32 protein-coding genes are annotated in these 22703 nt (G+C 46.3%); 19 read left to right on the plus strand and 13 right to left on the minus strand.

What is annotated here, in order from left to right:
* Positions 1-325: 325 nt before the first annotated feature.
* Together CSQ79_RS20085 and CSQ79_RS20095 are read right to left on the minus strand one after the other, a co-directional pair.
* A complete protein-coding gene (locus tag CSQ79_RS20085) occupies positions 326-1771 on the minus strand; it encodes a helix-turn-helix domain-containing protein (RefSeq protein ID WP_099703048.1) in 1446 nt (481 codons plus the stop codon).
* 217 nt (positions 1772-1988) lie between these two features.
* Entirely contained in the window at positions 1989-3344 is a 1356-nt protein-coding gene (locus tag CSQ79_RS20095) for a ParB/RepB/Spo0J family partition protein (protein ID WP_099702936.1), read from the minus strand.
* Positions 3345-3494: 150 nt separating this feature from the next.
* Here CSQ79_RS20095 and CSQ79_RS20100 point away from each other — a divergent pair, with 150 nt between their 5' ends.
* Entirely contained in the window at positions 3495-3923 is a 429-nt protein-coding gene (locus CSQ79_RS20100; RefSeq protein ID WP_143755483.1) for a helix-turn-helix domain-containing protein, read from the plus strand.
* 220 nt (positions 3924-4143) lie between these two features.
* On the opposite strand, the gene CSQ79_RS28995 is transcribed toward CSQ79_RS20100, so the two are convergent.
* Positions 4144-4269, minus strand: coding sequence for a hypothetical protein (locus tag CSQ79_RS28995; protein WP_502693945.1), 126 nt, complete (start codon positions 4267-4269; stop codon positions 4144-4146).
* 445 nt (positions 4270-4714) lie between these two features.
* On the opposite strand from CSQ79_RS28995, the gene CSQ79_RS20110 reads away from it, so the two are divergent.
* The 3 genes from CSQ79_RS20110 to CSQ79_RS20115 all read left to right on the plus strand — a co-directional run bounded on the left by CSQ79_RS20110 (position 4715) and on the right by CSQ79_RS20115 (position 5915).
* Positions 4715-5302: a siphovirus Gp157 family protein gene (locus CSQ79_RS20110; protein ID WP_099702937.1), complete on the plus strand. Its 588-nt coding sequence runs from the start codon at positions 4715-4717 to the stop codon at positions 5300-5302.
* 77 nt (positions 5303-5379) lie between these two features.
* Positions 5380-5526, plus strand: coding sequence for a hypothetical protein (locus CSQ79_RS28180; RefSeq protein ID WP_289501362.1), 147 nt, complete (start codon positions 5380-5382; stop codon positions 5524-5526).
* 89 nt (positions 5527-5615) lie between these two features.
* Entirely contained in the window at positions 5616-5915 is a 300-nt protein-coding gene (locus tag CSQ79_RS20115) for a hypothetical protein (protein WP_099702938.1), read from the plus strand.
* A 96-nt stretch (positions 5916-6011) separates the two neighbouring features.
* Here CSQ79_RS20115 and CSQ79_RS20120 read toward each other — a convergent pair whose 3' ends face one another.
* A complete protein-coding gene (locus CSQ79_RS20120) occupies positions 6012-6326 on the minus strand; it encodes a Txe/YoeB family addiction module toxin (protein ID WP_099702939.1) in 315 nt (104 codons plus the stop codon).
* On the minus strand, positions 6301-6603 hold the full coding sequence (locus CSQ79_RS20125) for a type II toxin-antitoxin system Phd/YefM family antitoxin (RefSeq protein ID WP_015328664.1): 303 nt from the start codon (positions 6601-6603) through the stop codon (positions 6301-6303). The genes CSQ79_RS20120 and CSQ79_RS20125 overlap by 26 nt, the downstream gene beginning before the upstream one ends.
* 2 nt (positions 6604-6605) lie before the next feature.
* On the opposite strand from CSQ79_RS20125, the gene CSQ79_RS20130 reads away from it, so the two are divergent.
* The 7 genes from CSQ79_RS20130 to CSQ79_RS20160 all read left to right on the plus strand — a co-directional run bounded on the left by CSQ79_RS20130 (position 6606) and on the right by CSQ79_RS20160 (position 10962).
* The gene (locus tag CSQ79_RS20130; RefSeq protein WP_015328663.1) at positions 6606-6788 is read left to right on the plus strand and encodes a hypothetical protein; all 183 of its coding nucleotides are present in this window, start codon (positions 6606-6608) and stop codon (positions 6786-6788) included.
* Between the two features lie 8 nt (positions 6789-6796).
* Positions 6797-7378, plus strand: coding sequence for a hypothetical protein (locus CSQ79_RS20135; protein ID WP_099702940.1), 582 nt, complete (start codon positions 6797-6799; stop codon positions 7376-7378).
* A 3-nt stretch (positions 7379-7381) separates the two neighbouring features.
* On the plus strand, positions 7382-7849 hold the full coding sequence (locus CSQ79_RS20140; protein WP_015328661.1) for a hypothetical protein: 468 nt from the start codon (positions 7382-7384) through the stop codon (positions 7847-7849).
* Between the two features lie 6 nt (positions 7850-7855).
* Complete coding sequence (locus CSQ79_RS20145; RefSeq protein WP_099702941.1) at positions 7856-8668, plus strand: hypothetical protein; 813 nt, start codon at positions 7856-7858, stop codon at positions 8666-8668.
* A gap of 27 nt (positions 8669-8695) precedes the next feature.
* Positions 8696-9436, plus strand: a complete 741-nt coding sequence (locus CSQ79_RS20150; RefSeq protein WP_099702942.1) for a hypothetical protein — start codon at positions 8696-8698, stop codon at positions 9434-9436.
* Positions 9437-9566: 130 nt separating this feature from the next.
* Positions 9567-10115, plus strand: coding sequence for a Mov34/MPN/PAD-1 family protein (locus CSQ79_RS20155; RefSeq protein ID WP_289501363.1), 549 nt, complete (start codon positions 9567-9569; stop codon positions 10113-10115).
* Positions 10099-10962 (plus strand): ThiF family adenylyltransferase, encoded by an 864-nt coding sequence (locus CSQ79_RS20160; RefSeq protein WP_099702944.1) that lies wholly within the window; start codon positions 10099-10101, stop codon positions 10960-10962. The genes CSQ79_RS20155 and CSQ79_RS20160 overlap by 17 nt, the downstream gene beginning before the upstream one ends.
* On the opposite strand, the gene CSQ79_RS20165 is transcribed toward CSQ79_RS20160, so the two are convergent.
* Positions 10935-11174, minus strand: a complete 240-nt coding sequence (locus CSQ79_RS20165; protein WP_099702945.1) for a hypothetical protein — start codon at positions 11172-11174, stop codon at positions 10935-10937. The two genes, CSQ79_RS20160 and CSQ79_RS20165, sit on opposite strands and share 28 nt — an antisense overlap.
* Before the next feature lie 161 nt (positions 11175-11335).
* On the opposite strand from CSQ79_RS20165, the gene CSQ79_RS29000 reads away from it, so the two are divergent.
* Positions 11336-11491, plus strand: coding sequence for a VapC50 family PIN domain-containing toxin (locus CSQ79_RS29000; RefSeq protein WP_502693946.1), 156 nt, complete (start codon positions 11336-11338; stop codon positions 11489-11491).
* 189 nt (positions 11492-11680) lie between these two features.
* Positions 11681-12316, plus strand: coding sequence for a hypothetical protein (locus CSQ79_RS28185; protein ID WP_289501364.1), 636 nt, complete (start codon positions 11681-11683; stop codon positions 12314-12316).
* 92 nt (positions 12317-12408) lie between these two features.
* Here CSQ79_RS28185 and CSQ79_RS28190 read toward each other — a convergent pair whose 3' ends face one another.
* Complete coding sequence (locus tag CSQ79_RS28190) at positions 12409-12540, minus strand: hypothetical protein (RefSeq protein ID WP_289501365.1); 132 nt, start codon at positions 12538-12540, stop codon at positions 12409-12411.
* Positions 12541-12567: 27 nt separating this feature from the next.
* Here CSQ79_RS28190 and CSQ79_RS20180 point away from each other — a divergent pair, with 27 nt between their 5' ends.
* Together CSQ79_RS20180 and CSQ79_RS20185 are read left to right on the plus strand one after the other, a co-directional pair.
* Positions 12568-12999, plus strand: a complete 432-nt coding sequence (locus tag CSQ79_RS20180; protein WP_099702947.1) for a hypothetical protein — start codon at positions 12568-12570, stop codon at positions 12997-12999.
* Positions 13000-13209: 210 nt separating this feature from the next.
* Complete coding sequence (locus CSQ79_RS20185; RefSeq protein ID WP_289501366.1) at positions 13210-13560, plus strand: hypothetical protein; 351 nt, start codon at positions 13210-13212, stop codon at positions 13558-13560.
* A 157-nt stretch (positions 13561-13717) separates the two neighbouring features.
* Here the strand turns inward: CSQ79_RS20185 and CSQ79_RS28195 are convergent, their stop codons facing one another.
* The 6 genes from CSQ79_RS28195 to CSQ79_RS20210 all read right to left on the minus strand — a co-directional run bounded on the left by CSQ79_RS28195 (position 13718) and on the right by CSQ79_RS20210 (position 18504).
* Positions 13718-13870: a hypothetical protein gene (locus CSQ79_RS28195; RefSeq protein ID WP_289501367.1), complete on the minus strand. Its 153-nt coding sequence runs from the start codon at positions 13868-13870 to the stop codon at positions 13718-13720.
* 380 nt (positions 13871-14250) lie between these two features.
* Positions 14251-14883, minus strand: coding sequence for a hypothetical protein (locus CSQ79_RS20190; protein ID WP_289501368.1), 633 nt, complete (start codon positions 14881-14883; stop codon positions 14251-14253).
* Between the two features lie 114 nt (positions 14884-14997).
* Entirely contained in the window at positions 14998-15933 is a 936-nt protein-coding gene (locus CSQ79_RS20195; protein WP_015328649.1) for a DUF6753 family protein, read from the minus strand.
* A gap of 31 nt (positions 15934-15964) precedes the next feature.
* Entirely contained in the window at positions 15965-16801 is an 837-nt protein-coding gene (locus tag CSQ79_RS20200; RefSeq protein WP_099702948.1) for a P-loop NTPase family protein, read from the minus strand.
* Between the two features lie 90 nt (positions 16802-16891).
* Positions 16892-17374, minus strand: coding sequence for a hypothetical protein (locus CSQ79_RS20205; protein ID WP_099702949.1), 483 nt, complete (start codon positions 17372-17374; stop codon positions 16892-16894).
* Entirely contained in the window at positions 17371-18504 is a 1134-nt protein-coding gene (locus CSQ79_RS20210; RefSeq protein WP_015328646.1) for a ParM/StbA family protein, read from the minus strand. The genes CSQ79_RS20205 and CSQ79_RS20210 overlap by 4 nt, the downstream gene beginning before the upstream one ends.
* 667 nt (positions 18505-19171) lie before the next feature.
* On the opposite strand from CSQ79_RS20210, the gene CSQ79_RS20215 reads away from it, so the two are divergent.
* The 4 genes from CSQ79_RS20215 (at position 19172) to CSQ79_RS20230 (ending at position 22701) form a co-directional block, all read left to right on the plus strand.
* Positions 19172-19552, plus strand: coding sequence for a plasmid mobilization protein (locus CSQ79_RS20215; RefSeq protein WP_099702950.1), 381 nt, complete (start codon positions 19172-19174; stop codon positions 19550-19552).
* The gene (locus tag CSQ79_RS20220) at positions 19549-20478 is read left to right on the plus strand and encodes a relaxase/mobilization nuclease domain-containing protein (protein WP_099702951.1); all 930 of its coding nucleotides are present in this window, start codon (positions 19549-19551) and stop codon (positions 20476-20478) included. The genes CSQ79_RS20215 and CSQ79_RS20220 overlap by 4 nt, the downstream gene beginning before the upstream one ends.
* Positions 20478-20849 carry a hypothetical protein gene (locus CSQ79_RS20225; protein WP_099702952.1) on the plus strand — a complete coding sequence of 124 codons (372 nt, stop codon included), beginning with the start codon at positions 20478-20480 and terminating at the stop codon, positions 20847-20849. The genes CSQ79_RS20220 and CSQ79_RS20225 overlap by 1 nt, the downstream gene beginning before the upstream one ends.
* 217 nt (positions 20850-21066) lie before the next feature.
* Positions 21067-22701, plus strand: a complete 1635-nt coding sequence (locus CSQ79_RS20230) for an ATP-binding protein (protein ID WP_099702953.1) — start codon at positions 21067-21069, stop codon at positions 22699-22701.
* Positions 22702-22703 lie beyond the last annotated feature (2 nt).

Raw genomic sequence — 22703 nt, forward strand, 5'->3', positions numbered from 1 at the left:
TTTGGGGGGTGGGGTTCTAGAGCCGTTTGTAATAATTTTGGGTGGGGTTCTAGAGTTATTTGTAATATGTTACAAACTTGGGTATCTGGAAGTTTTAGCGTCGAGCGTGGAATTGCTATAGCCCAACTTTAAAATAAGTTGATTCTCATAACAGCTCTATATCTAGGGGACTAATAGCAAAAAGCGTGCTTTAAAATCCTGTACATGGGTACTGTAGATTTTGTAATAGGTTTTGTAACGATCGCCAAAAATTAGCCAGGAATCAGAGCGCTCGACTCATGACGTTCCGAGCAACCTTCTAGAAGCCTTCGTCGGACGAGTAAGATCAAGAATTTAATGCAAAAGTTCGTTCCAAAATTTCTTGGTTTTCACTTGTCAGGGAACGCTTTTCGTTCTCAATTAGAGAAATTAAGCCTTGGCTGAGTCCGCTAAGTGCGGATAATTTTGGCTGACTCCAACCTTTTTCCTTTCTACGAGCTTTGATTTGGGCACCAGTGAGAGTATATTTTGTCTGGGCTGGTAATCCTACTGGTTGTATTTCAGGCTCGCTAGTTCGTCTAGGAGCGATCGCATCTTTTTTCCAACTTTCTGGAGGATCGATCCATAGCTGTGCTGATAGAAGTTGGTCGAAGAATCCTTTCGGTCTGCTCGGGTTGCTGCGCCCAAAACCAGGAGGTCGCAACTGTGGAGAGTAGGTTTCTGGGTGAAAGTAAAGTTGCCAACCTTTGTCGTGCAGGGCTAACAAGTCCTCGTCCCAACTATTAGCAAGTTTTTTACGAAGTTGGCTATCTTGTCTTGCCGCTTCAATTCTTTGAGAGCCGTAGGCAATTTCCATCAAAGTCTGCGCTACATGATGATTCTGCCGATCAATTTTAGATTTGAAGAGCAGCCACACCATCAATCGGGCGGCACCTTCACGATGTTGCCAAAGGCTCATAATATCCTCCAGCAATGCTTTAGATAGTTCGCCGCACAGACAGTAAGCACTAATATCTCTACGTCCTTCATCGTTGAGAAAGTACTTTGCCCATAGCCCAGCTCGAACAGTAAAAGTGATGCCTGTTAGCTCTTTATTACCAAATAAATCTTGTTGATAGTGGTAACGAATTCCTAATAAATGCCAAAGCCTACCTTCCTCTACAGTAAACCCTTTCGCTTTGCCTTGAGCGGGCCAGGAAACATAAGTTGTAATTTTGCAAGGTTGTTGGGCGATTTCTTTAATTAGTGCTAACTTTTGTTGTCGGTTTTTATCGGTACGTTTTTGAAGACCGAGATAAGCTTCGATTTGCCGATCGTCTATGACGAGTTCCTGTTCCCAAGGGCGATCCAACTGCGTAGCATGGGCAGCATAAATCAGGTGCATACAAGCTGCTCGAATGTCAAAAGTATCAATGACAGCTAGAGCCGCAGCACCTGCTAGTGTTGCTGGATATTCATGTTCCAGGTCTTCCGTTACCCAAAACAGGACTACTCCCTTACCATTTTCAACATCTTTGGCGTAGCACAGCTTACCATTGGGATCGGCGCTCCAAGGCAAATCCTTCCTCTGCGTCAGGATACTACTTGCTCCCCAAATTGGCATTGCTGAAGCCATACTGGTTGTTGTTGAATTGACAAAGAGATCGGGACTAGTTTGAGGTCTATCTGTAAGTTGACGTTGCTTTTTGCTATCCTGTTTCTGAGCCACTTGCCGAGTGGACCGCGTGCGGCGGGTTCCACCTTTAGTAGCTAATTGCTTCGGCTTGCTGCCAGGTATGCTTTTACGCACCATCTCCATTCTACTCCTCAACTTACACATGACTGTAGTACCAATCGCCAGCTACAAGGTATTGCCTTGCTTGTCCGCCACTTACCTTTAACTGCTACGTAGATTTCCTCTACTCGCCAAGAGTCGCCAGTCGCCTATAGGTGGCGGTAACGCTTGTCTAATTCCAAGCTGTAAACTCGTCGAAGCTTTTTACAAACGCTATTATCGTTTGGTTTCCGCATCAGTTTTGCTCTCTTGAGAAGTGCAAAGTCGTCAACGGAGCTATTCGATCTGGGGATAAGATTGGCGAGCTTGTTTCGCTCCTATTCAATTCAGAAGCCGCGTCACCTTGTTGGGGGACGAGTTGCTCGGTTGTTATAGAATCATCTGCTAGCCCAGAAGCTACTATGGCTCTGTCATGGTTAGCGTTGAGGTCAGCCTTTCCTAGGTCAGCTAGGATGAGTGAGTGAATATACTTCTCAATAGTTAAATTATTGGTAGAATAAGCCCTTTGTTGCACAGCTTCTGCCAATTGGGCTGGAAGATAGACAGTATATTGAACGAGCGGTTTATCGCCTTTTCCAAAATCTGCTTTATGGTTGGAGATGGTATGCTCTTGCCAGTATTCGCATTCAAGCGCTCGTTGAACTCCATCTTTTTCTACCATGTTGAGAGTGCCGTGCTGGTAGCAATAGATGGTTTGGTTATCAATAGATTCTCCCCTCCAATGACAGTTCCAGCAACTTTTACAGGGGTTGTCCTTGTCTGCGCGATCGCTTGCTGCTTTGCCCCGATTACCGCTCGAAGAAGACAACTCCTGCTCGTCCGCTTCTGTAGATGCTGTTACACTCGGACTAGGAAGTTGCTGATCGGACTTAAGCAATGCAATCCCGCGTTTGACCGACAGTTCCCCTGAAGCAATTTTATCTATGACGTATTGGCGTTTCTCAACTGATTCTCGTATGACTCTATAAGCAGCATTTATGCTCTGCTCGTTGAGGATCAAACGGAGTGCTGCCGCCTGCTTGCAATCGTCCAAACCTATTGATTGATCGATCAGCTCCACTACCTTGGCAGCTTTAGAGTAAGTCACCCCCGATCCAAGTCCTACCCGTTGTGCAATGCGATCGCGAACTCTGCCAAAGTCATTTACCAGAGTGGAAAAATTTTTCCACTCTGCTCTAGCCGTATTGTTGTTTTGGGTAGCTAATTTTCGCGCTTTAGCTAACTCTGACTCGATACTTTCCCAAGCCTTGCCTTCTCTTACTTTCTGCTCATTGGTCTTCTGGCGGCTAGCATTCTCTAATAGTAGTGCTTGTAGTTCTGCCAACTCGTCCGGAAATTCTCTCTCTACACAGGGTACAGTTTCAAGGCCGAGTTTTATTGCAGCTTTCCAACGCCGATGACCGCTGATAATAATACTTGAAGGAGTAACAACTAAAGGTTTAATCCATCCACTGCAAGATATCAAATCAACCAAATCAGAAACGTCTTCATCATCGCCGTAAATGCTAGTGTTGCGGGGGTGTGGCTTTAATTGATCCAGGGGAACCAATTTATGAAATATTGACTCTAACTCCTGCTTTGGTTCTCTCACCTTAAAAGCTTTAGTTTATGCAAGTGTATAGTTTATAATGCATTATACATTTATTAGATGGAAATGTAATGCAACGCAAACTTGTGAACTGATCGATCTTTGTCACAAAATAGAAATACGTAAATTCACGTAAAGCACGAACTAGTCTCTGTGGAAAACCGCCAATACCGACTGATAGAGTTAATTGAGTCAATGTTGAGTTCCGGCTGGAACCAAACCAGCTTGAGTAGAGCGATTGGTGTGTCTCAGCCGACGATTGGGCGTTGGCTTGCTGGTAAAAATCTTCCAGAGCCAAACTCAAACAACTTCAAAGGACTGGCACGAGCAACTGGCGGCACGGCTGAATCGCTCTTACTCTACCTAGACAGCGAGGTTTCTCTCGACGAATACCTATCTAGTGGCACAAAATACAGCCGCACGCCCGAACAAATCAAAGCTGATATTCTTAGACTAGACCCAACAGAAATTGCTGCGGTAATAGCTTTCTCAGCCGAAGTCTTAGCTAAAAAGTTTCAATATCCCAACACTGATGCCGTAAGCCAGAACTTACATTCAACTGACAATAAGGTTCCAGCGTGAAGTACCCCGCACTATGCGCTAAGCGCACGCTACGCGAACGTAAAAATACGTGCAGGGCTTCCTGACCTCACCCAAAGAAAGCGGGTGATGCCCAGTCTTACAACAGGCTGTTCGGCGTGAATTTCCCCTCTTCCAGAGGTATTTTTGATTCAGAAAAGAGTATCAGGTTGAGGGCAGCATTTGTGTCACGCTCCCAAAAGCTCTTGCATTCTGGACACTCCTATTCACGAGTAGCAAGAGTTAGATCCTCCTTGATGTAGCCACAGTTAAAACATCTTTTGGAACAGGGGAAAAATCTATTTAGATAGCGTATTTCACAACTGTAGATATCCCCTTTATATTTCAATATTGTGAGGAAGTTTCCCCAGGATACATTACTGCGACTTGGGGTCTTCCCGACAGGAATGATAAAGTCTAATATCTGTCTTTTAGGCGGCTGGGCATCATATACTTCTTGGCTTCTCTAGTAATTATGCTCTGTTGCTGTTTCTCCTAGCGTCCTATCTTGGCATCTAAGGCTCGAACCTTGCTTAGATTTTTACAGTTGTTGAGCTGTAACATAGTCACCGCCAACTAGCTCAACTCAGTTTCTTGAGAATATTGAGGCGCTTGCGCGATCGCTGCTTCACGATGATGCTCGAAACAACGGGTTATGCATACAACTTGCTTTAGCTGGGCGCTACCGCGCAAGCGCTCTTAGCAGTTCTAAATTTATCTACTCCATGACTTCAATAGTGAAAACGGGTTCAACAAACGGTCAGCCTAAGCGTTCCCAATTGCCTATATCTATCATGTCTCAGTCTCTCAAAGGGCTAAGTTTACTAGCTGCAAAAATTTGGAGACAGCTTTCTAGGGCTGAAACCCTGGAAGAAGAAGTTGAAATTTTAACTCAGCTGTGGCAAGTTCAAGACGATCGAGAAGCTGCCATTGATGCTCAGGCAGAGTTAGCCGATCAAATTGACGCTGAGATTGCAGCCGTGAAAGCTAGGATGGAGCATTTAGTCAGTATTCACACCAAAGAGCTTGCTCGGCTCGTCCGTTGGCGAGAAAACCTGGATACTACCATCCTGCGTTTGAATGAATCAGGGCTAGTTAGCAGTGAGGCAGCAGGACAGTCTCGGCGAATCCGAATAAAACTCAATCCACCTGCGTGTGAAATCCTCAACCTAAATGAAGTACCTCCAGATTACATCACCGTGAAGGTAGTGGAAGAGCGCAAACCAGATAAAACCAAAATTAAAGCAGCTTGGAGTAAAGGTACTCCAGTACCAGGGACTCGCGTGGAACGCAGGCGCAGGGTCGTCTACGAGATTGCCCCGACCAGCCTAGAGCAGATCAAAGGTGAGGTTCAATCCGTAGCTAAACATTCTCGGCGCTAGGCTGCCCGTTACCTATTACTCATTCCCCATTCAATGTGGGTAGCGCCTATTGAAGCTGTTATGTACCAATTATTTGATTGGATCTACCACAATTAAGGGCAGCGATTGATGCTTTCTACAAACCAACCGTTCCGTGGCAGGCGTTTCGCTTTTCCAACCCTGGACAGCCGACTGTTGCCGATTTGCTCAATGGAGGCGATCGCCTCCAAATTAATTGGGCTTAAAGGGACACCCAGACACAAGATGGTGTCTTTGCCGCTTCAGCCTATCGTTGTGCGCCAGGTTGTGCTGTGCATCTACGAGCGATCGGTGCGTGCGGTGGGCGATCGCTTGCGGCTGCCTCTATCCTGATGACATACACGAAGTCTGGTGTATTCAATATCCCCAACTTTATCAGGAGTGGGAAATTCGTAAACAGCATCGGTTGGGGTACAAGTTTAATGTTAAAGTTGGCGATGCCAAGAAGCGAACGAAGTGGAGTCCACCATTCGTAGTCGTCAACGAACGAATATTGTCACACGTTCATGGAGTAACTTCTGTTGAAGATTGCGAAGTCAAAGTCGTGGAGAAATTTACTCAATTGCAGCAGATAGAGTTGTGGAGTGCTATTTAATTGCTCTAGTCAAAGAAAACTTGAGCTTAGACTATGTTATGCCAAAGAAATAGTTTGCTAAAGCTGTTGACCGAGCTTGTAGTTAGTTATTGTCGGTCAATCTTTGTAGTGAAATCTGCAAGCGAGAAAATCAATTTGAGTACTGCCGACTAGATAGATCAGCCGATGTTCTAAGTCAATTCGGCGCGACCAAACATCTGCATCCAAGTATTTTAATGGTTCTGGTTTACCAATTCCTTGAAACGGGTCTGCCATCACAGCCGTAACCAGATCTAAAATTTTGGATGCTTTTTTATATTCAGTCTTGAACCACCAAGCCAAGTCTTCCTTAAATTGCGAGCTGAATCCAGGACTGCGCTGAATCGGTAGCGGAGTTTCCTCTGATTCATGCTTCTTTCTCTTCGCTGCCAATTCCCAACTCCTGCCGTAGTTCTTCTATTGTCTGAGGCTGAATTTTGCCCAATTTTGATTCGGCGATCGCATCGAGCAGGCGACGACCATTGGCAGGGTTTCGCAACAGATACACTGTTTCAACCAGGCTAGTTAAGTCTGATTCGGCAATCAGCGCCACATTTTCTCCTTCGCGCCGTTTGATGATGAAAACTTGATGGTTTTCAACTACAGAGTCTAATAACTGAAAGAAGCTATTCCTGGCATCCGTTGGAGAAGTAATTTCGTAGGAGAACATAAATGATGTACAGCATTACGTACATTAATTCTACTGAAAATCGATCGAAAGTAGTTAGAGGCGATCGCTTTTTTGGGATGGAACGCTCGATCGAGCTGAAACTTGAAACTGCGATCGCTGCCACTATAAACCGCGAACTTCGAGCCAGCTTTTGGCTACCGCCATTTGCAACTGATAGCTACTAATTGACAATATGGCACGATGGCTTACCTTAGAAGCAGCAGCTCAAGCTGTTTCTGTTCGAGTGCAACAGCTTGAGGAGTGCTTAACCGACAAAGCGCCGGAAGCGCAATTTCAGGCGCACGGACTTTTGTTTGATCGCAAGCGCTGGCAAGCGGGGAAAGAGTTTTTGCAGCTTTTAGAGCAACTTGCAAGCTCCTCGGTATCGGCTGCAACATCTCAAACACTGCAACTTAGCAGCGAGAAAGGGCGTTCGTATCGCTGGCATGAAACCCCGATTCGATTGCAGCTCGTCTGGCTTCCTTTAAATTCAGATGCCAAAGAACGACAGGTGTTGATTGCAGCGTCCAGTTACAATGACTTTCCTATTTCTAACCTGGTAGGCGAATCTGAGTTGGGAGAATTACCCGCTGCTCTAGCTCAGTTATTAGGGGAGCTTAAAGCTGACCTGCCGCTTCGTAAAATTCGCTATCAGCGTCAGCAGTCAAAAGCAAAATCGACCAATTCAGCTCGAGCGTCGGCTCGTTCAACACCACCTTCAGTTGAAACCAAACAACAAATATCGTCCGAAACTACTCAAATTTCACTCTTTTAAAAAATGAGCAATGACATTCATGAAGACAAACTACTCGTTCTTCTCGAAGGACAGCAGCATTGGGTACGCAAATCGATTGCTGACAACGATGATTTATTGCGAATGTTATTTAGTGGGCTTAGCCCCGAACTAGCCGCAGCAGAAATCCAACGAGAGCCAAGTCAAATTAAAATTGTGCCGAAAAAGGGGACAAAAGGGACAATCCATTCATCTTATAACTTGCCAACCGCAGCATCAGTTTTAGCAGTTTTAGATACAGCACCGTCTGAGGTCGATCCTGCTATTTTGATGTGCGTAAAATTGCGAAAAATCGAGTTATTGCAGGGAATTAATCCCTGCAATGCTCAAGCTATTGTGGAGCAGATTGAGACGGCGATCGCTCAATCGCGGCATTCGTCAGATTCAGTTAAGCAGTGCCTAAAACGGCTCGACCAATCCTTGGCTGTTAGCGCGATTCCAGTTGGATTTTAAGTCAGTATGGATATCCCAACTACTTCCGAAGCAGCTATTTATCGACTGCAAAACTATCTACCCAGACTACTTTTGAGCCGGTTTCAAGCCCTAGAGATTCTTGAAGCTAAGCTGAACATTTACCAGATGCTGCATCTGTATCAGGTGTTTTTCCCAAAACAGTTTGCCGCCAGTCGTGCATCTACTCTGCTGATCGGACAAGGACACAGTCAACGAGAGCGTGAGTTGCTCGATTTGCTCTACGAGCATTGCTTTCCACTTCCAGAATGGGCAATGGAGTGGGCATACGAGCAACGGCTAGAACATATTCCCATTGAAGATAAGGGAATCAGTTGGCAGTGTGAAGACGGCATCGAAGGGCTACTGGATGAATGGAAGATCCTAATTCCACTTAGTAGTGAAGGCTATTATTGGTTAATATCAATTGACCAAGATTTGGCAGAGTGGTACGAGTTAGAGTTTGGGATTTCCATTCAAACAATTCAATCTCCCGATCTCGTACCTCAATACTTGTTGAGAAAACGCTGCCTTCAAGCAGGCACTCCGTTAAAATTTCTGCCATTAGTCCTGCGTGTCTTGGATAAAAATACAGGTAATGTTTGGCTGGACGAACAGTGCAGTTACTGTTACGGCTCGGACTATAGCAGCAAATATCCTTGGACTGAGGCATCGATTCGATTTCTGACCAAAGAATGGCATCGAGCGCAGAAAGCGATCAAGTGCTGCAATGAATTTACAAATTGGTTGGGACAAGATTTACAAGCACATTTCAACATTGTACTGGAACTATGGAACCAACCTTATCCAATTACAAATTAATTCGATTAACTCTATTTTTTGACTGCAATGGATGACAATACAGCAGATATTCAATCGATCGAATCTGCCATAATTGACGAATTTCTCGGCGACCCGCTCACCGCCAAAGTTGAAGCAGCGATTTTCATTTCGCAAGGGCGCTATTTCTACAAACGACTTGTTGAAACAAACCCACCAACCTATCGCTATAAATGCCTGTCACCTCATAGCTTGAGAGTTGCCTTCAACAATACCGCGATCGATTCGAGTTGGATTGCACCAGGAGTCGTTCGCTGCGGTTGCTCTTCTGGTGGCAATTGGGCTGTCATGTTCGTCCCCCCCGCTCGTCACTGTATCGACTTAAGTGCGATCGGAAAACTGACAGTCCCGCTGCCAGGGCTGGTCTTGATCGGACTGGAGAAGGATTATTGGCTATGTGCAGTGGCGGTTGAAGCGTTCGCTCCGGATGCAGTTTGCTTTCACCCACCCCTACCAAACATTTACGCCGACCTAAAGATTTGCTGGGGAGAAAATACGCCCCCAGCAGCTAGTGGACAAACTATCCCAGCAGCTTGGGAATTATTCATCAGTAGCCAATTTTCAGGAGAGCTAGTGAAGGGAAAATCCAAACAGAAGGCTTACCAAGACGACATTCGCCAACAGCTTGTGGAGCTACATCGCACGTCTAGCAGGCGCTATGCCCAACCAGAGCGATCGCTGCTGCCTATCGGCAGAGCAATGACGCTCGACAAGTTAGTGCAGGAGTATTTGTTTGATGAAATTGATTGACGAGCGCATTGTCGGACATCAGTTTGCCTATAGTTTGCCACTGCTAGACTTCTCCAGCAGCGGCCTGGAGTATTGGGTCGGGCAGAATGGAATCTTCGCCAGAGCTACTCGACCTGGCATCAACGTGCTAATGCCGATCGACTACCACCAGCCTCTGAAAGGGCTAGTCTCGCTTGAGCCTTACTTGAAAGTAGAACCGCTAGTGCCAATCGAGTTGCTGTTGCACGTTTGGGTAGTGGCATGTCAGGCGATAGACCCAGCAACCGATCGCCTGCTAGAGGCTTTGTTTCATCTGGTGTGGGTTCGGGGGCATTGGCAGCTCGTGACTCCCGCACAAAAGCAGGATACGACGAGCTGTCAGCCAATCGATACGAGCGCTGACTCATCTACTTGCAATGCAGCAATTGAGATTCACTCGCATGGAGCAATGGCAGCGTTTTTCTCTCCTACCGACGATCGGGACGAGTCATCGGGGTTTCGGCTCTATGGCGTGATGGGCAAGGTTCGTAGCCCAAGACCTCAAATGCTCGTGCGTGTGGGATTGTTTGGGCATTGCTGGCACGTACCACTTGCTCGGGTGTTTAACTTGAAAGGGGGGTGTTTCTTTGAGGATCTTAGTTTGCAAGATAGCCGCTACTACTACAACAAATGGGAGAACAGCAATGTCCCTCAACTATGACATCGTAGAGGCTGTTCCAGTCACGCTAGTCTACGATCGCGTCCACTTTTGGATTGTTGGGTGTGGAGGAACGGGGTCGTTCCTGGTTGGGCTGGTTGTCAGGATTGCACTAGATCTAATTCACTCTGGCAAGCCGACTAAGATTACGCTGGTAGACCCAGATCGAGTTGAAGCTAAAAACACAATTCGACAGTGCTTTTGCGAAGCAGAGATCGGGCGCAATAAGGCTCAAACGTTAGCGCTCCGCTACTCTCTAGCTCACAGTATTGAAATTGAGGCAGTACCATTAGCGTTTCAGCCCCAGTGGATTACTTACCAATCTTATTGGGGCGATCGCCCTAACACGCTAACAGTTTTGATCGGTTGCGTGGACAGGGCATCTGGGCGGCGATCACTCCATCAGGCTCTCGATCGCAACCACTATCGTAGCCAAAAAAGCGTGTGGTGGATTGACGCTGGCAATGGCGATCGTCACGGACAAGTGTTGGTTGGCTCTAGTCTTTCAGTCGAGCCAAACGACTATCGCTTTACAAAATTGGGCTGCTTGAGCTTACCTAGCCCAGGCATCCAAGCCCCCGAACTGCTGGTAGACAAGCCGGAAGAACTCCAGGAAAATCGATTGTCTTGTGCAGAACTAGCACGACTCGATCGGCAAAACCTCGTCATCAATGCTCAAGCAGCAACGGTTGCAGCTGCTCTGGCGCTAGATTTGGTAAACGGCGAGTTGACTCGTTTTGCTGCGTACTTCGACCTGCGTAGTGGTACTGAACACCGATACATCACACAGAAAGCTGTGAATGAAGCGATCGCCTCATCTGCTCAGACTAACTCGATGCCATCTGGCTGATTTAACAGCTCGTCAGCTGGTTCGTTTTGCAGTGCAATTGCTCGTTTGTTGTAGCGATCGTACAGACGGCTATTGTTTGGGTTGACTGAAGACGTTAGGATTGGTTCGTCGTCTAAGTCAATCCAATCATTTGAGCCTAGCTGAAATCCAGGCTGCCGAGCGACTTGGGCAGGAATTATTTTAGGTAGTTGGTCGGGGTGAGGTAGCGGCATGGTGTTAGCGACCGATATAAGTGTATACAACTATTTTGCATTCTTGATTGCTAGCATTCATACATTGCTGCCATCACTAGGAGAATTGCAGAGGTATTTGCTGGCAGTAACCTGGTGCAGACTGAGCATTTCGTGTTGAAGCCCAGAGTGCAGATCGGTTCTTGATTTACCTGTATGACCTATCTCCTGACTCAATGCATGAGGTACTCCAGACTCAGGTGAGTAAACTAAGAAAACTACCCATGTCTATTTCAGATTTACTCAATCTTATAGAAAAGTCTGTACCCACCTTTGTTAGCCGCTTTCGCTCTAGGTAAGCCATTCCGCTCCTCAGCCGACTTTTTTTAGCAGCAATCGCCATCTTTATCCGGCAGAACTAAATACGCAAAAAATTAAAAAATGGAGGAGAAGGGGGAGGTAAGGAAAAGCGAGGAAATGGAGACGAAGGGAAAGCCACGTCCGTGGCTTTAGTTGTGGTAAACCTTAATATCTAGTGGTTCATATCTATGGCAACTACAACTAAATCCACTGTCAACAAAAATGGTTCAGCTACAGCCAATGCCAAGTCTCAAGCTACTACTAATACCGCTACCAAACCTGCGGCTTCTGCAAACGATTTAATTGGGCGGGTGACTACAACTCTCAAAAAGACTTATAAAGTCAACCTAAACGATCGCAAAAAGCGAGTGGCTTTAAAGGTCTACCATGCTTTGAGGGAAAAGATGGGCTTGGATTTGCAAACCCAAGTCCGCAAAAACAATGGCACTTTTGACTGGCAAAAATGGAACACCAAAGTATTCGTACTCCTCTTTGGTAAGCCCGAAGCGCCCAAGTATTCAGCTCCAGTGATGGCAAAAATCGCTAGTTACTTTTACGACACCATCAGCGAAGAGCCTACTCAAGCTGTGGCTGATTTGGTTGAGTTTAATAGGCAGTCGCTGGAGCGGCGCAATGCTATCCAGGAGCAGTCTGAAGACGAAGACCTTGAAGGTGATGACGAAGAGTTTGATGACAGCGTTCTCGACGATGAGGACGACCTCGATGCCGCAGCCGAGTCCGATCTCGACGAAGGGGATGATGAGGATGACCTTGACGATGATGATGAGGACTTTGAGGACGAGGAAGACGACGAGCTGGAATAGCGAAAGCATCGGCTGAAACCAAAAAGGCGATTGTAACAAGGCGATTGCGCGATCCCTGCAACTAGACCGAGTAGATGCAGGGATTTTTTTTATTAAATTTGGCAGCTTGGATTAACCAAGCTTCGCGGCGATCGCCGCGAAGAAGTTGAGAAAGCGTCAACCCGCACTGACTCGAAGCGAAATTGAACTGGAATGCGTTTGCCAACGCAATGCTCGTGAGCCATTCAAACAACCAAAAGGAGAAAAAAATCATGGCTACTGCAACTGCAACTCGTAAGTCTGCCAAATCCACCAAGCAGCGCAAACACACACCAGCATTAGAATTGGTCATTCCGTATCAGGAAAAGATCAGATTGATGGTACTGGAAGTAGTGCGGGAAGAAGCAGGTCGTGAACTCTCCGCTACCGCTCGGTTCAGCAACCAGGACTTTGACTGGGAAGAATTCAACGCTCAGTTCCGTAAGGACTACGGAGCAACTTCCCTCAAGGAATTGATGCGTTACGCACGTATCAAGTTCGGCTTGAACAGCCTGGACGAAATCCGAGAACGCCGAGTTCAACACAAACAGCGCCGAAGAGAGCGCATCGCCAATGCAGGCGGCTTTGCAGACCTCTCCGATGAGGATGCAGGATACAGCTTGGAGATGGAGGATTTGGAGGGAGACGAAATCGAACTCGCATAAACTAAACTCTGTAATGCCTGCAAGAAATCCCAGACTTTATTAAGGACTGGGATTTTTTTTACAGTCCCGTGAAACATCTGTGGAAGTTGGAGAGCGGAGGCGACTATAGGTCGCAGGTTTTGCGAGTTCAATCTAATGAATTTAGAAATTGGATTGAATTGAATAGATTGCGTCTGCCGACGCGATTTTCGTGAGGAAAGCCAATCAATAGTGAATAAGGATAAGGAGAAGAAAATGGCTAAGAACACCGCTAAAACCGTGACCCGCACTGCTGCTCTGGAACGGACAATTTCCTATGCCGAAAAGGTACGCCTAATGGTCATCGAAGTACTTAGGGAGGAAACGGGACGGGAATTGACTGCAAAAGCTCGCTTCAATGGACAGACCTTCGACTGGGAGCAGCACAACGCTGACTTTCGCAGCGATTATGCTGACTGGAGCCTAGAGCAACTGTTGGAAGCAGCCCGCAAGTTTTACGGACTCAAGAACCTTGACGCTGTAAAAGAGCGTCGTGCCGCTCACAAGCAACAGCGGGCTGAGCGAATCGCACAGGCATCATAAGCCCAAAAAAATGAGCTACTCTCTTTGATGTAGCTCATTTTTTTACAAATTTGTCTTCCTTGGTCTGCCCCGTTTCTTCGGCAGCTGGGCTTTGCGTCTCGCTCTCATGAGTTCCCGCATCTGCTCTCGGCGGGCTGTCTGCTTGCACTAGCTTGCACTAGTTACTACAATACTGCGGCACAGGACCAGGAAACCGATGCTGTGTCACTGTCTGCTCGCATACGGTGCAGGTAAACGTCACTTCCCGCGTGTTGACAGCGCGTGTGTGCTGCTTTTCTTCTCGTACCTGGAGTTCTGGCTCGTCGTGCATAAATAATCTGTTAGCAAAACTTGCAAGTTTTGCTAACAGAATTTCTAGGCGATCGCCAAGCTTGCGATCGCCTGAACTCCTGCCTTTGTTAGCAAGATGCGGCTAAATCCGCTGGTGCGATCTTCACCAAAACCTGAATAATCGCCTCCAAATCTTCCCTGTGGGCTGACTCAAAATAGTGCAGCGCTTCTGCTGCTTGGCTTCTCTTTTGTTCCTTACTTTTGTTCCTTCAAGGAGGGATCAATTGCCATAGTACCCTTGGCTTAAATACTTATGATCGTTTTAGCTTAGATTCTGTCACTAACGTTGAATGACTACACGTAGTAGGTGTAGTTATTTTTTTAATGGAGTCACAAAAACAGTACGAAACAGAGAACAAGTTAAATCTTTTTTATTTTCCTCGATTGTTGGAGCTTCATATATCGCTCAACATCTGCAGGTTGGCAATCCGGTCTACCAAAGGTTTGAATCGTTACACCAGAGAATCGGTTTTTGACAACTTCATGCACTTGCTCGTTTGAAAGCAATGTCTTTTTGCTTTCTGCCAATGTTTTACCACCTTTGTGTACGCGAACTTCCATACCTGCCCAGTAAAATTGGTTTTCATTCGGTTGCTTGTAAGCTGGGTAGCAACCTTTAGCTCGAACAGCTACTCGATGACCCAAGTTACTAGTCAGTGGCATGTCTAGCTCGGTTTGAACTAAACGAGTTTCTCCGACAGGTCCCCACAAATATAATTTGTTAGCAGCGCATCGTTCTCCGTTGCTATTCTGTGAAACTATGATGTCACCGCATACTTGTACCTGCACTTCATAAAGAGGAGGATACTGAGGAATTGCCTGTGCTACTTCATGTGGTTGGACTGATGCAGAAGTCGCCGAATTATTGGCTGTGATTGAAGCAGAACAGCCCGATCCAGTCAATAGCGCTCCTAACAGAATAAAAGTCAGTTTAGTGTGATTCATAAAGGCGTGAGTGTTGAATAAGGCAGAACCAACATCAACAGGCGACACACAATTCGTTAAAATCTACCCACCAGAATCGCTAAGTTTTGGTTTTATCAAACCACACAATTTATCAGCGGTAGCGCACAAACACCTTTCAGATGAGAGAGAGTTTTGCATCGCTCAAAACTTGCGTTGGTTGGGCGGCACAATCCAGAGGGTACAAAACCCACTCTTGGCTTTTCTTCCTTCCAACTCCAGTGTGACGCCGAGTTGTTTAGCATCTTGTTCGCACAGTCGGCTGCGGCTGAATCCCTGTTGGGCAAGCAGAGTTTGGTTCCAACTCATCAGGTTGCGGGCAAATTGCCCTTCAGAACTGGTTGCCCACTTCAAAGCGGTGACTTCCTCTAGGGTGAGCTGGCGAGGTTTGCCAGGGGCATACTCCACCTGTGCTTGTTGCCAGGTTGTCCACCCCACTCCCAACACCGAACCCAGTCCCCCTGCTACCAGGAGTACTACAGCTCCAGCCGCAATGGAAATGGCATTGATCGAGTGTAGAAATTTGTCAATAGCAGCTTTTTGGAGCAGCGCCTGCACCGATTGGGCGATCGCCTTCTCTTGAGCTTTGAGAGCTGCTCGTTCGTAGTGCTCCAGTCCTTCTCGGTAGTTTTGCAGTTGCGCGTGAATGCCTTGAGCCCATTGGTCGAACAACGCTTCTAGCTCTTTGGGAGATTCCTCCAGCAGCAGCTCTAATCGCCCTGTAGCGACCAGCAGCAAAAAAGCTGGATCTTCGGGATCGAGTCCCGTTTGGATGACGATTTCGTAGACCTTGGCTTTGAACGACTCATCTTTTCCCCGCAGGGCTAAAGCCAGGATCGTGCGATCGAGCTGCTTGCGCCGTTGTTCGTAGAGCAATCGCTTCTTTTTGCGTTGGTTAACTGCTTCACGGGTCATCCCATTAGAGATAACTTTCTCTGAAGCCTTCTTAGGTACTTCAGCCGTGAGTGGCTCAATTGCAGCGTTTGTATCTGACTCGTCCAACAACTCGGACAAGTCTTCGTCGTCCAGCTCATTGTCTGTAAATTCGTTTTCGTCATCAACTTGCGGCTTGGTTGCCATAGATCGAATTCTATTTATTCACTGTAATTAGTTACTTACCACTCACAACGGCTTGGGCATCAGTAGCTGGAGTTTCAGCAGTTGCAGCAGCCAAAGCGTTTGATTTAGATGACTTAGAAGCAGACCGAGTAGATTTCACTGGCTTACTCCACACTTCGGTTTGGTCGATGTTTGTATACGCCTCTTTGAGAAACTTATGGATGCGCTGTAACCCTAAAACTCCCAACTCATTGAGTCCCCTCGCTTGGGCAAATGAGATCCGATATTCATCGATATAGTCTCGCTCTCGGTAGCTGAATTTGGGCAAATCGATCGCTTTGATACTGTATTTGCTCATCAGATCTTTGATTTCTTTACGCTCGTAAACGTGCGACCAATCGTCTTGCAGTCCCAGATTGCGAATCAGGATATGCCGAATTTTTCCTTCAAAATGATTGACCGATTCCACAAACAGTTTGACACTGTCAAAACCACCCGTGCAAACGAACCATTTGCAAATGTCAATTCCATGCTGGGAACTAACATCTAACAAGGCGTTACGTTCCATCCAATCATTAACAGCTGTGAAGACTTGAGCAGGCAAATTGACAATTACAGGTTTGGCTAACGCTAGTTCAAAAATCTTGTCTGCTTCATAAAGCTTGCGTTCCGATTCGCTGAAAATAGCTTGTTTATAATGGACAATCTTTTTGCCATTTTTATCTTCAACATCTTCTGGATAAAACTCTCCCACATCGGGGTTACTGCGATCGGCTTCGACTAGGGTAAACGGATATCCCTTGTCAAGGCAGTATTGCACCATAACTCGGCAAAATAGGGATTTACCGACTCCTCCCTTTTCGCCGTCAACAAAGTGAATCGTTGGCATAATAACTAATACTCCATTTAGTTAGGTAGGTTGCCTTAAACAGTCGGTGCAGTTGTGTCCGCGCTGTATCTTTGTGCTTAATAGTCAAAATTAAATCCCGTCAAATAATCCAGTTTCGTCTTGAAATGAGCCTTTTCCAGGTAGCAGGGCATCAGATTTCACGACTCGAGTACGCTTTGAGTTAGCACGACTAGCCGTTGGAGCTACGGGTTGACTCATTTCAATGGGAGCGCTAACAGGGGTAGTAACCGGAGCGATCGCCACAGCAGCACCCGCAGTAGAAGCGCTAGAAGCAGGTAAATGCAGCGTTTGTCTCAGATGCATCAGCTGTTGTTCTAGGGCATTACAACAGTTCAAACTAACCTGCCGAAGTTCTTCATCGCTGAGAGTGCCTGCCCATTGGTAGGCTAGAGCTAAATAGCACATCCGCAGTGCCTGGATCGCCATTTCTCTACCACAGCGAATGCCATCTCCAGCTTCGAGAAAGCGTAGAAGGACATCATCAGAACTGTCCGCATAAGGCTGGTAACGGAAGATAAAGACTTGGCGCTGTTTGGTTATACGCTTATTCATACAGCTGACTGAGTTGCTCTAAATTTTAAAAATAAACCGAACCCATCGACTAACCGAAACGACAGCGATTCCTTGCCTGACTGACAGGAACGATAGTCTAAGCCTAAGATTTGCTCAATTTGATGCTGTAAGTCCATACCCCAGTAAGTTGGCGTACTGGGAAAGTAGTCTTCTAGTTCTTGGTAAAGATACATTGCTGCACCACCTGAAAGCACCACTTGAGTGATTGTTCTAGGCAGCACCGCATCCAGCCATTCTTGAAGCCTGCGCCAGTATTCCACTCTTGCCGTAGCGATCGCCCCAATGAGTTGTTTCAGTTCTACTACCTGGTTATCTGGATTATGGCTCTTGACTAAAGATTGCAGAACGGGATTGTTGGGAGTTAACTCAGTTCCTGCCTCATAGATGGCAGCGGTCAAAGAGACTAACTCTTGCCCAGAAGTCCGCTCGATCGCCTGTTGCACCAATTGATGGAATCCCAAGTTGGTGGTGTGTCCGGCGGTCATTTTGCCTCGTTCAAAGATCAGGGCAGTGGTGTTGCGGTGTCCAAACATTAACACCGCGATCGCCTGACGTTGAAACCACTCAACTCCATTTTGCTGGCATTGGATTAGTGCCAACCCTGCCCCCTCTGGTAGACAATTAAAGCTTTCTAGCTTGACTTTGAACCGCTGTCCTCGAAACCGAAAGTCTTTGAGAGCTTTTTGGAGATGAGCTTTCAGCTGCGGGTGATTGCGATACTCCCCATACGGTAAAGGAGTTACAAGCGCCAGAGAAAAGCGATTAGGAAGTCCGCTAGACTGAGCGATTGCCCCAACCGCCGCCAGCACTTTATGAAGGGTAGATTCGTACTTGAGTCGGTTGAGGCGAGGGGAGGCTAGGAATTGTCGAGCTAGAAAACCCACCACTTGACATTCTGATTCACCCGCGCATTGCACCCAGGCTTCATTTTCAGGTCGAGCCTGCCCAACCCCCTGCCGATTGACTAAATACGACTCAATTGAACTTTGAGGCAGTTGAATCATCTCTGGTTCCATTAAGAGGAGCCGAATAGTTTCTTCATTGCCTAATTCATAAATTACCTTGGTCAGGGATGCCCCTGGATCGAAACTGAGAGTAAGATCCGCCATTGATTTAGTTAAGGGGAATTGCCGATCGCATTGAAGGGTGCGACTAACTTGACTTACTACTGAGAAAGTATAAACTCTCCCCTCAAAGTTATAGCAAATGGAAGTGTATATTGCATTTAATTTTACTTGCTTAATCGTAAATTCACTGAAGTATTTTCAACTTAAACAATGCTTCATCAAGGATGGGGCGAATTTTGAACCTAAAGCTGTCACCCTTTCATGGTATCTTCATTCAACCCCAATCGATCCTCGATCAAATCGCGGTTAGACCTTTACAAAATACCAAACATACCTTCATCAAACCTTTATCCAACCCTGATCGCTCCCTCGATTTTCATGGATTAATATGTATTTAATAAAATTTTTCTCGTCCTACCCCGACCGGACTGCGATCGCACCTTTATTAAAGCGCGATTAGCCTGCAATTGGACTGCGATGCAACTCGTCTAAATTTCCTAAAGCTCACCCAAGTTGGGTGCGTTAGTTGGGGATGGACGTGAAGTTGCCTAGAGTAGCAAGCCATGTATTGTGTATGTAAAAAATATTACACATAATATATTAAATAATTGTAGTGAGTGGAGTCGTGCGATCGCTTTTTTGCAAGCGGGAGGACTGCCACGTACCAACTCAGTATTGTTAGCGATGTAGTGATGCAATCGATTTGATTATGCGAAGACCGCGATCAGAAGATGGAACACCAGCTAACCAGCGGGTGACAATTTACCTGACGGCAGATGAAAAGAAACAAGCTAAGGAATTAGCAGGCAACCTTAGCTTAAACGAGCACTTTCGTCGAGCTGGGTTGAAAATGAAAACTTTACCGCCTGCGCCGCAGCTGAATCGAGAGACTTATTTGCAGCTGGGTTGGATTCGGAATCATCTCAACCAAATTGTTAGAGCCTGCAACCAAGAAAAGAAGCAGGGAGGCGACATTAATATCAACGTGAAATGGTTGAAAGAGTTAGAAGATCGGGTTAGGCAATTGCAGCTGCAAGTACTAAATCCCGACTTGGTCAATTTAACAACGATTGAAAGGCAAGATGAATGATTGGAAAACAGTTTAAGTGTACGTCGTTTCGCAAAATACTCAATTACTTACACAATAAGCCAGGTGCAAGACAAATTGGCACAAATATGGGGAGTGTAACACTCGATGGGCTTGTCAAGGAGTTTCACGAGTCTCGCAAGCTCAATCCTCGACTCAAGCGGTCGGTCTACCATGCTTCTTTAAGCGTTATTCCCATCGAAGCAATGGATGACGATCGGTGGATGGATATTGCTGAAGACTACTTGCAAGGGATGGGGTTTGGAGATTCTCAGTACGTAGTTTACCGACACCACGACACCGCTCACGACCACATTCACATGGTGGCAAGTCGGATTCGGATTGGGGATGGGTCTATCGTGAGCGATTCTTGGGACTATCGCCGGAGTGAAGTTTTGATTCGTCAACTAGAGCAGGCTTATGACTTACAATCGACAGAACCAAGTTGGGACAAACCAAACCGCGCTCACCCCTCTGGAGAATTTAGCCAGCAGAAGCGTTCGGGGCAGCCTAGTGTTCGTCAAAAGCTTTATCCAATTTTGAATTGGGCAACGGCACACACCGACACGATGCCAGACTACATTCAGCAGGTGCAGTCAGCTGGAGTAGAAGTCAGAGTCACCGAACAAGGCATTTCTTATGCCCTTGAAGGAGTTGCGTTTAGTGGTAACAAACTAGGTAGGGATTATTCATTTGTTGGCTTGCAGAAGTATCGAGGAGTGAGTTACGTACCCGATCGAGACGATAAGGCGATCGCGCAACTGATTGGCACGAAGCATGGCTCGTCTCAAACTGCGGCTTTTGAAGTTGAAGCCAATGAAAAGGCGATCGCCCAATTTGACTCGCATGAGAATAAAACCCTTATCGTGCAACTCGATCGCAACTGTCAGCAACAAAACCGAGCAAAGCAGGTGCAATTAGAACTTTGATGTGCGATCAACAGCGAGCTTCGTTAATTATTCAGATTGCAGTTCCTTATTTTCAACAAGCACACGAGCAGGGGCTAACGAAACTGGTAGACCCCAACCGTAATATTTGGCAATTGAACCTAGGACTTTATCAAATCACTTACGCACAACCATTATTGACCGAGAAAAGCTTAACAGTGGAGGTGAAAGGACGGGGGTGTTTATTTATGCTCCAACGCTCAGGCGATCAAACCCAAATTCATATACAGCAGTTAATTACTCAAAAAGATGTTCAGTGGTTTTTACATCTTGGGGAGACAAAACCACAAGACTTTCAGCAAAGAAGGACGCACCGACGGAGGCGGGGACGACAAAGGCAGCTACAGATATAAAAAATAAAGTTTTAAAGACTTTTTATTATGTTAAAGATTGATTTTTAGTTCTGGAATTTAATCGATTAAATCTAATGATTATCAAAGTTGAATTGACGATGTTTATATAGAGCAGTGTTAAGTTATCTCGATCAATTTTTCAACTGATTTTGTTACTTCTTTATAGGAGATTTACTGGAACTATTTAGTAACTAAACTAAGCATCAATGAAGCCAGTATGAAAAGAACTTTGTTTGATTGGACAGCTCTAGCTGACCGAGGCACGTTTATTGTGGAGGTTGAGTATTTTTTGACTGATAGAGGTCAAATCTTTCAACACTTCCAACGCTGGGGAGAGGAGCGATCGCTTCCTGTTTATTTTTGGAATCCTGGTTGTTCGTCCATTCAACAACTGGGTAATCAGGAGGTGGAAAATACTGTACGTACAGTTTTTCAACCAACAACACTTGCAGAGCGCGATCGCGATATTATCCAATATCTGCTTGACACTCCACAACCAGGAATTTTTTTGCTCGAAGGCGTGTTGCAATTTGACGAGCGCGGGCAGTTGAGCGATCACTTGATTTATCAGCTTTCTAATGCTTTCCAACAGCTTTCTTGGGGCAAGATTCGTCAATATTGGGTGTTGCTGGCAGAGCAAATCGAACTCTCGCCGAGCTTACAGCCTTTTATCCCAGTCTTGATCAATGCTTTACCTAGCCTGCAACAAATTACGCAAGCAGTCGAGCAGTTTTGCCAATCTCACAATAACTTGCAAACCGATGCTGATACTCAAACTCGCTTAATTAGAGCTTGTCAGGGGTTATCTGCGGGAGAGATCGATCTGGTGCTCGTTCAGTCGCTTCCTTTTGCTCGAACTGTAGGGCAATTAGCCCAGATGGTACTGTCTTACAAACTCGCCAAACTTAGTGGTAGGGGACTGGACTTTATTGCCGATCCAGATGTGCCAACAGCAGCAGGACTGGACTTGTTGGATGCACGGCTCGATCGCATTAGTGCTTTATTCAATCCAGAAGCACAAAAGCAGTATGGGTTAAAGTTTCCCAGAGGCTTAATTCTCTGGGGTCCACCTGGCACTGGAAAGAGCCTTTCAGCAAAACTCGCAGCCAAAAAAATGGGAGTGCCGCTGATGGCTGTGGATTGGGCATCCATATCATCCGATCGAGAGTTACGATTTTTATTGGCTACAGCCGAAGCGATGGCTCCTGTAGTTCTGTATTTCGACGATTTCGACAAAGGATTCGCAGGTTGGGATTCTAATGCAGATGGAGGATTGTCCAAAAGACGCGCGGGCAAACTACTGACTTGGATGCAGGAACATCAATCGCAGGTGTTTGTCATCGCTACGGTCAACCGTTTGGGAATGCTACCGTTAGAGTTGCAACGCCGAGTCGATGACATTTACTTTGTAGACCTACCGCATGACGGGGGGCGGTACGACATTTTCAACCTGCACTTAGCCAAGTACTTTCCCGCCTTCTGCGAAGCACAAAAAACGGGGATTTCGCCTTGGACTGACGACCAGTGGCACGTACTACTGACTGAATACAGACTGTGTACGCCTGCTGAGATTGGTAATGCCGTGCGCCGAGTGGCTGAAGAGAAATATTTCCAACTCGATCGATCTGGAAGACTGGGCGATCCCCTCGAAATCACCTTTGAGGAGATGAAGCAGCAGCGGTGGCAGTTCACCCCAGCTATGATTCGAGAGGAAAATCAAATGTTAGAAATTAGAAATAATGCAACGTTTGCTAAGCCAGTCGCAGGACCTGATCGTTCAAAATTTGCTAAACCCCGCAAGGAGCTATTTCAGAGCGACGAGGAGGAACTCGCGCAACTGCCAACCACTTAGAA

Origin of the sequence: Gloeocapsopsis sp. IPPAS B-1203 (assembly GCF_002749975.1) — a bacterium.
GTDB lineage: Bacteria > Cyanobacteriota > Cyanobacteriia > Cyanobacteriales > Chroococcidiopsidaceae > Gloeocapsopsis.

Excerpts from the sequence above, each read along its gene's own strand:
- CSQ79_RS20085 (WP_099703048.1), bottom strand. The coding sequence starts at position 1,771 with ATGGTGCGTAAAAGCATACCTGGCAGCAAGCCGAAGCAATTAGCTACT.
- CSQ79_RS20110 (WP_099702937.1), top strand. The coding sequence starts at position 4,715 with ATGTCTCAGTCTCTCAAAGGGCTAAGTTTACTAGCTGCAAAAATTTGG.
- CSQ79_RS20125 (WP_015328664.1), bottom strand. The coding sequence starts at position 6,603 with ATGTTCTCCTACGAAATTACTTCTCCAACGGATGCCAGGAATAGCTTC.
- CSQ79_RS20130 (WP_015328663.1), top strand. The coding sequence starts at position 6,606 with ATGATGTACAGCATTACGTACATTAATTCTACTGAAAATCGATCGAAA.
- CSQ79_RS20135 (WP_099702940.1), top strand. The coding sequence starts at position 6,797 with ATGGCACGATGGCTTACCTTAGAAGCAGCAGCTCAAGCTGTTTCTGTT.
- CSQ79_RS20140 (WP_015328661.1), top strand. The coding sequence starts at position 7,382 with ATGAGCAATGACATTCATGAAGACAAACTACTCGTTCTTCTCGAAGGA.
- CSQ79_RS20145 (WP_099702941.1), top strand. The coding sequence starts at position 7,856 with ATGGATATCCCAACTACTTCCGAAGCAGCTATTTATCGACTGCAAAAC.
- CSQ79_RS20150 (WP_099702942.1), top strand. The coding sequence starts at position 8,696 with ATGGATGACAATACAGCAGATATTCAATCGATCGAATCTGCCATAATT.
- CSQ79_RS20155 (WP_289501363.1), top strand. The coding sequence starts at position 9,567 with ATGCCGATCGACTACCACCAGCCTCTGAAAGGGCTAGTCTCGCTTGAG.
- CSQ79_RS20160 (WP_099702944.1), top strand. The coding sequence starts at position 10,099 with ATGTCCCTCAACTATGACATCGTAGAGGCTGTTCCAGTCACGCTAGTC.
- CSQ79_RS20165 (WP_099702945.1), bottom strand. The coding sequence starts at position 11,174 with ATGCCGCTACCTCACCCCGACCAACTACCTAAAATAATTCCTGCCCAA.
- CSQ79_RS28185 (WP_289501364.1), top strand. The coding sequence starts at position 11,681 with ATGGCAACTACAACTAAATCCACTGTCAACAAAAATGGTTCAGCTACA.
- CSQ79_RS28190 (WP_289501365.1), bottom strand. The coding sequence starts at position 12,540 with ATGGCTCACGAGCATTGCGTTGGCAAACGCATTCCAGTTCAATTTCGC.
- CSQ79_RS20180 (WP_099702947.1), top strand. The coding sequence starts at position 12,568 with ATGGCTACTGCAACTGCAACTCGTAAGTCTGCCAAATCCACCAAGCAG.
- CSQ79_RS28195 (WP_289501367.1), bottom strand. The coding sequence starts at position 13,870 with ATGCACGACGAGCCAGAACTCCAGGTACGAGAAGAAAAGCAGCACACA.
- CSQ79_RS20195 (WP_015328649.1), bottom strand. The coding sequence starts at position 15,933 with ATGGCAACCAAGCCGCAAGTTGATGACGAAAACGAATTTACAGACAAT.
- CSQ79_RS20200 (WP_099702948.1), bottom strand. The coding sequence starts at position 16,801 with ATGCCAACGATTCACTTTGTTGACGGCGAAAAGGGAGGAGTCGGTAAA.
- CSQ79_RS20205 (WP_099702949.1), bottom strand. The coding sequence starts at position 17,374 with ATGAATAAGCGTATAACCAAACAGCGCCAAGTCTTTATCTTCCGTTAC.
- CSQ79_RS20210 (WP_015328646.1), bottom strand. The coding sequence starts at position 18,504 with ATGGCGGATCTTACTCTCAGTTTCGATCCAGGGGCATCCCTGACCAAG.
- CSQ79_RS20215 (WP_099702950.1), top strand. The coding sequence starts at position 19,172 with ATGCGAAGACCGCGATCAGAAGATGGAACACCAGCTAACCAGCGGGTG.
- CSQ79_RS20220 (WP_099702951.1), top strand. The coding sequence starts at position 19,549 with ATGATTGGAAAACAGTTTAAGTGTACGTCGTTTCGCAAAATACTCAAT.
- CSQ79_RS20225 (WP_099702952.1), top strand. The coding sequence starts at position 20,478 with ATGTGCGATCAACAGCGAGCTTCGTTAATTATTCAGATTGCAGTTCCT.
- CSQ79_RS20230 (WP_099702953.1), top strand. The coding sequence starts at position 21,067 with ATGAAAAGAACTTTGTTTGATTGGACAGCTCTAGCTGACCGAGGCACG.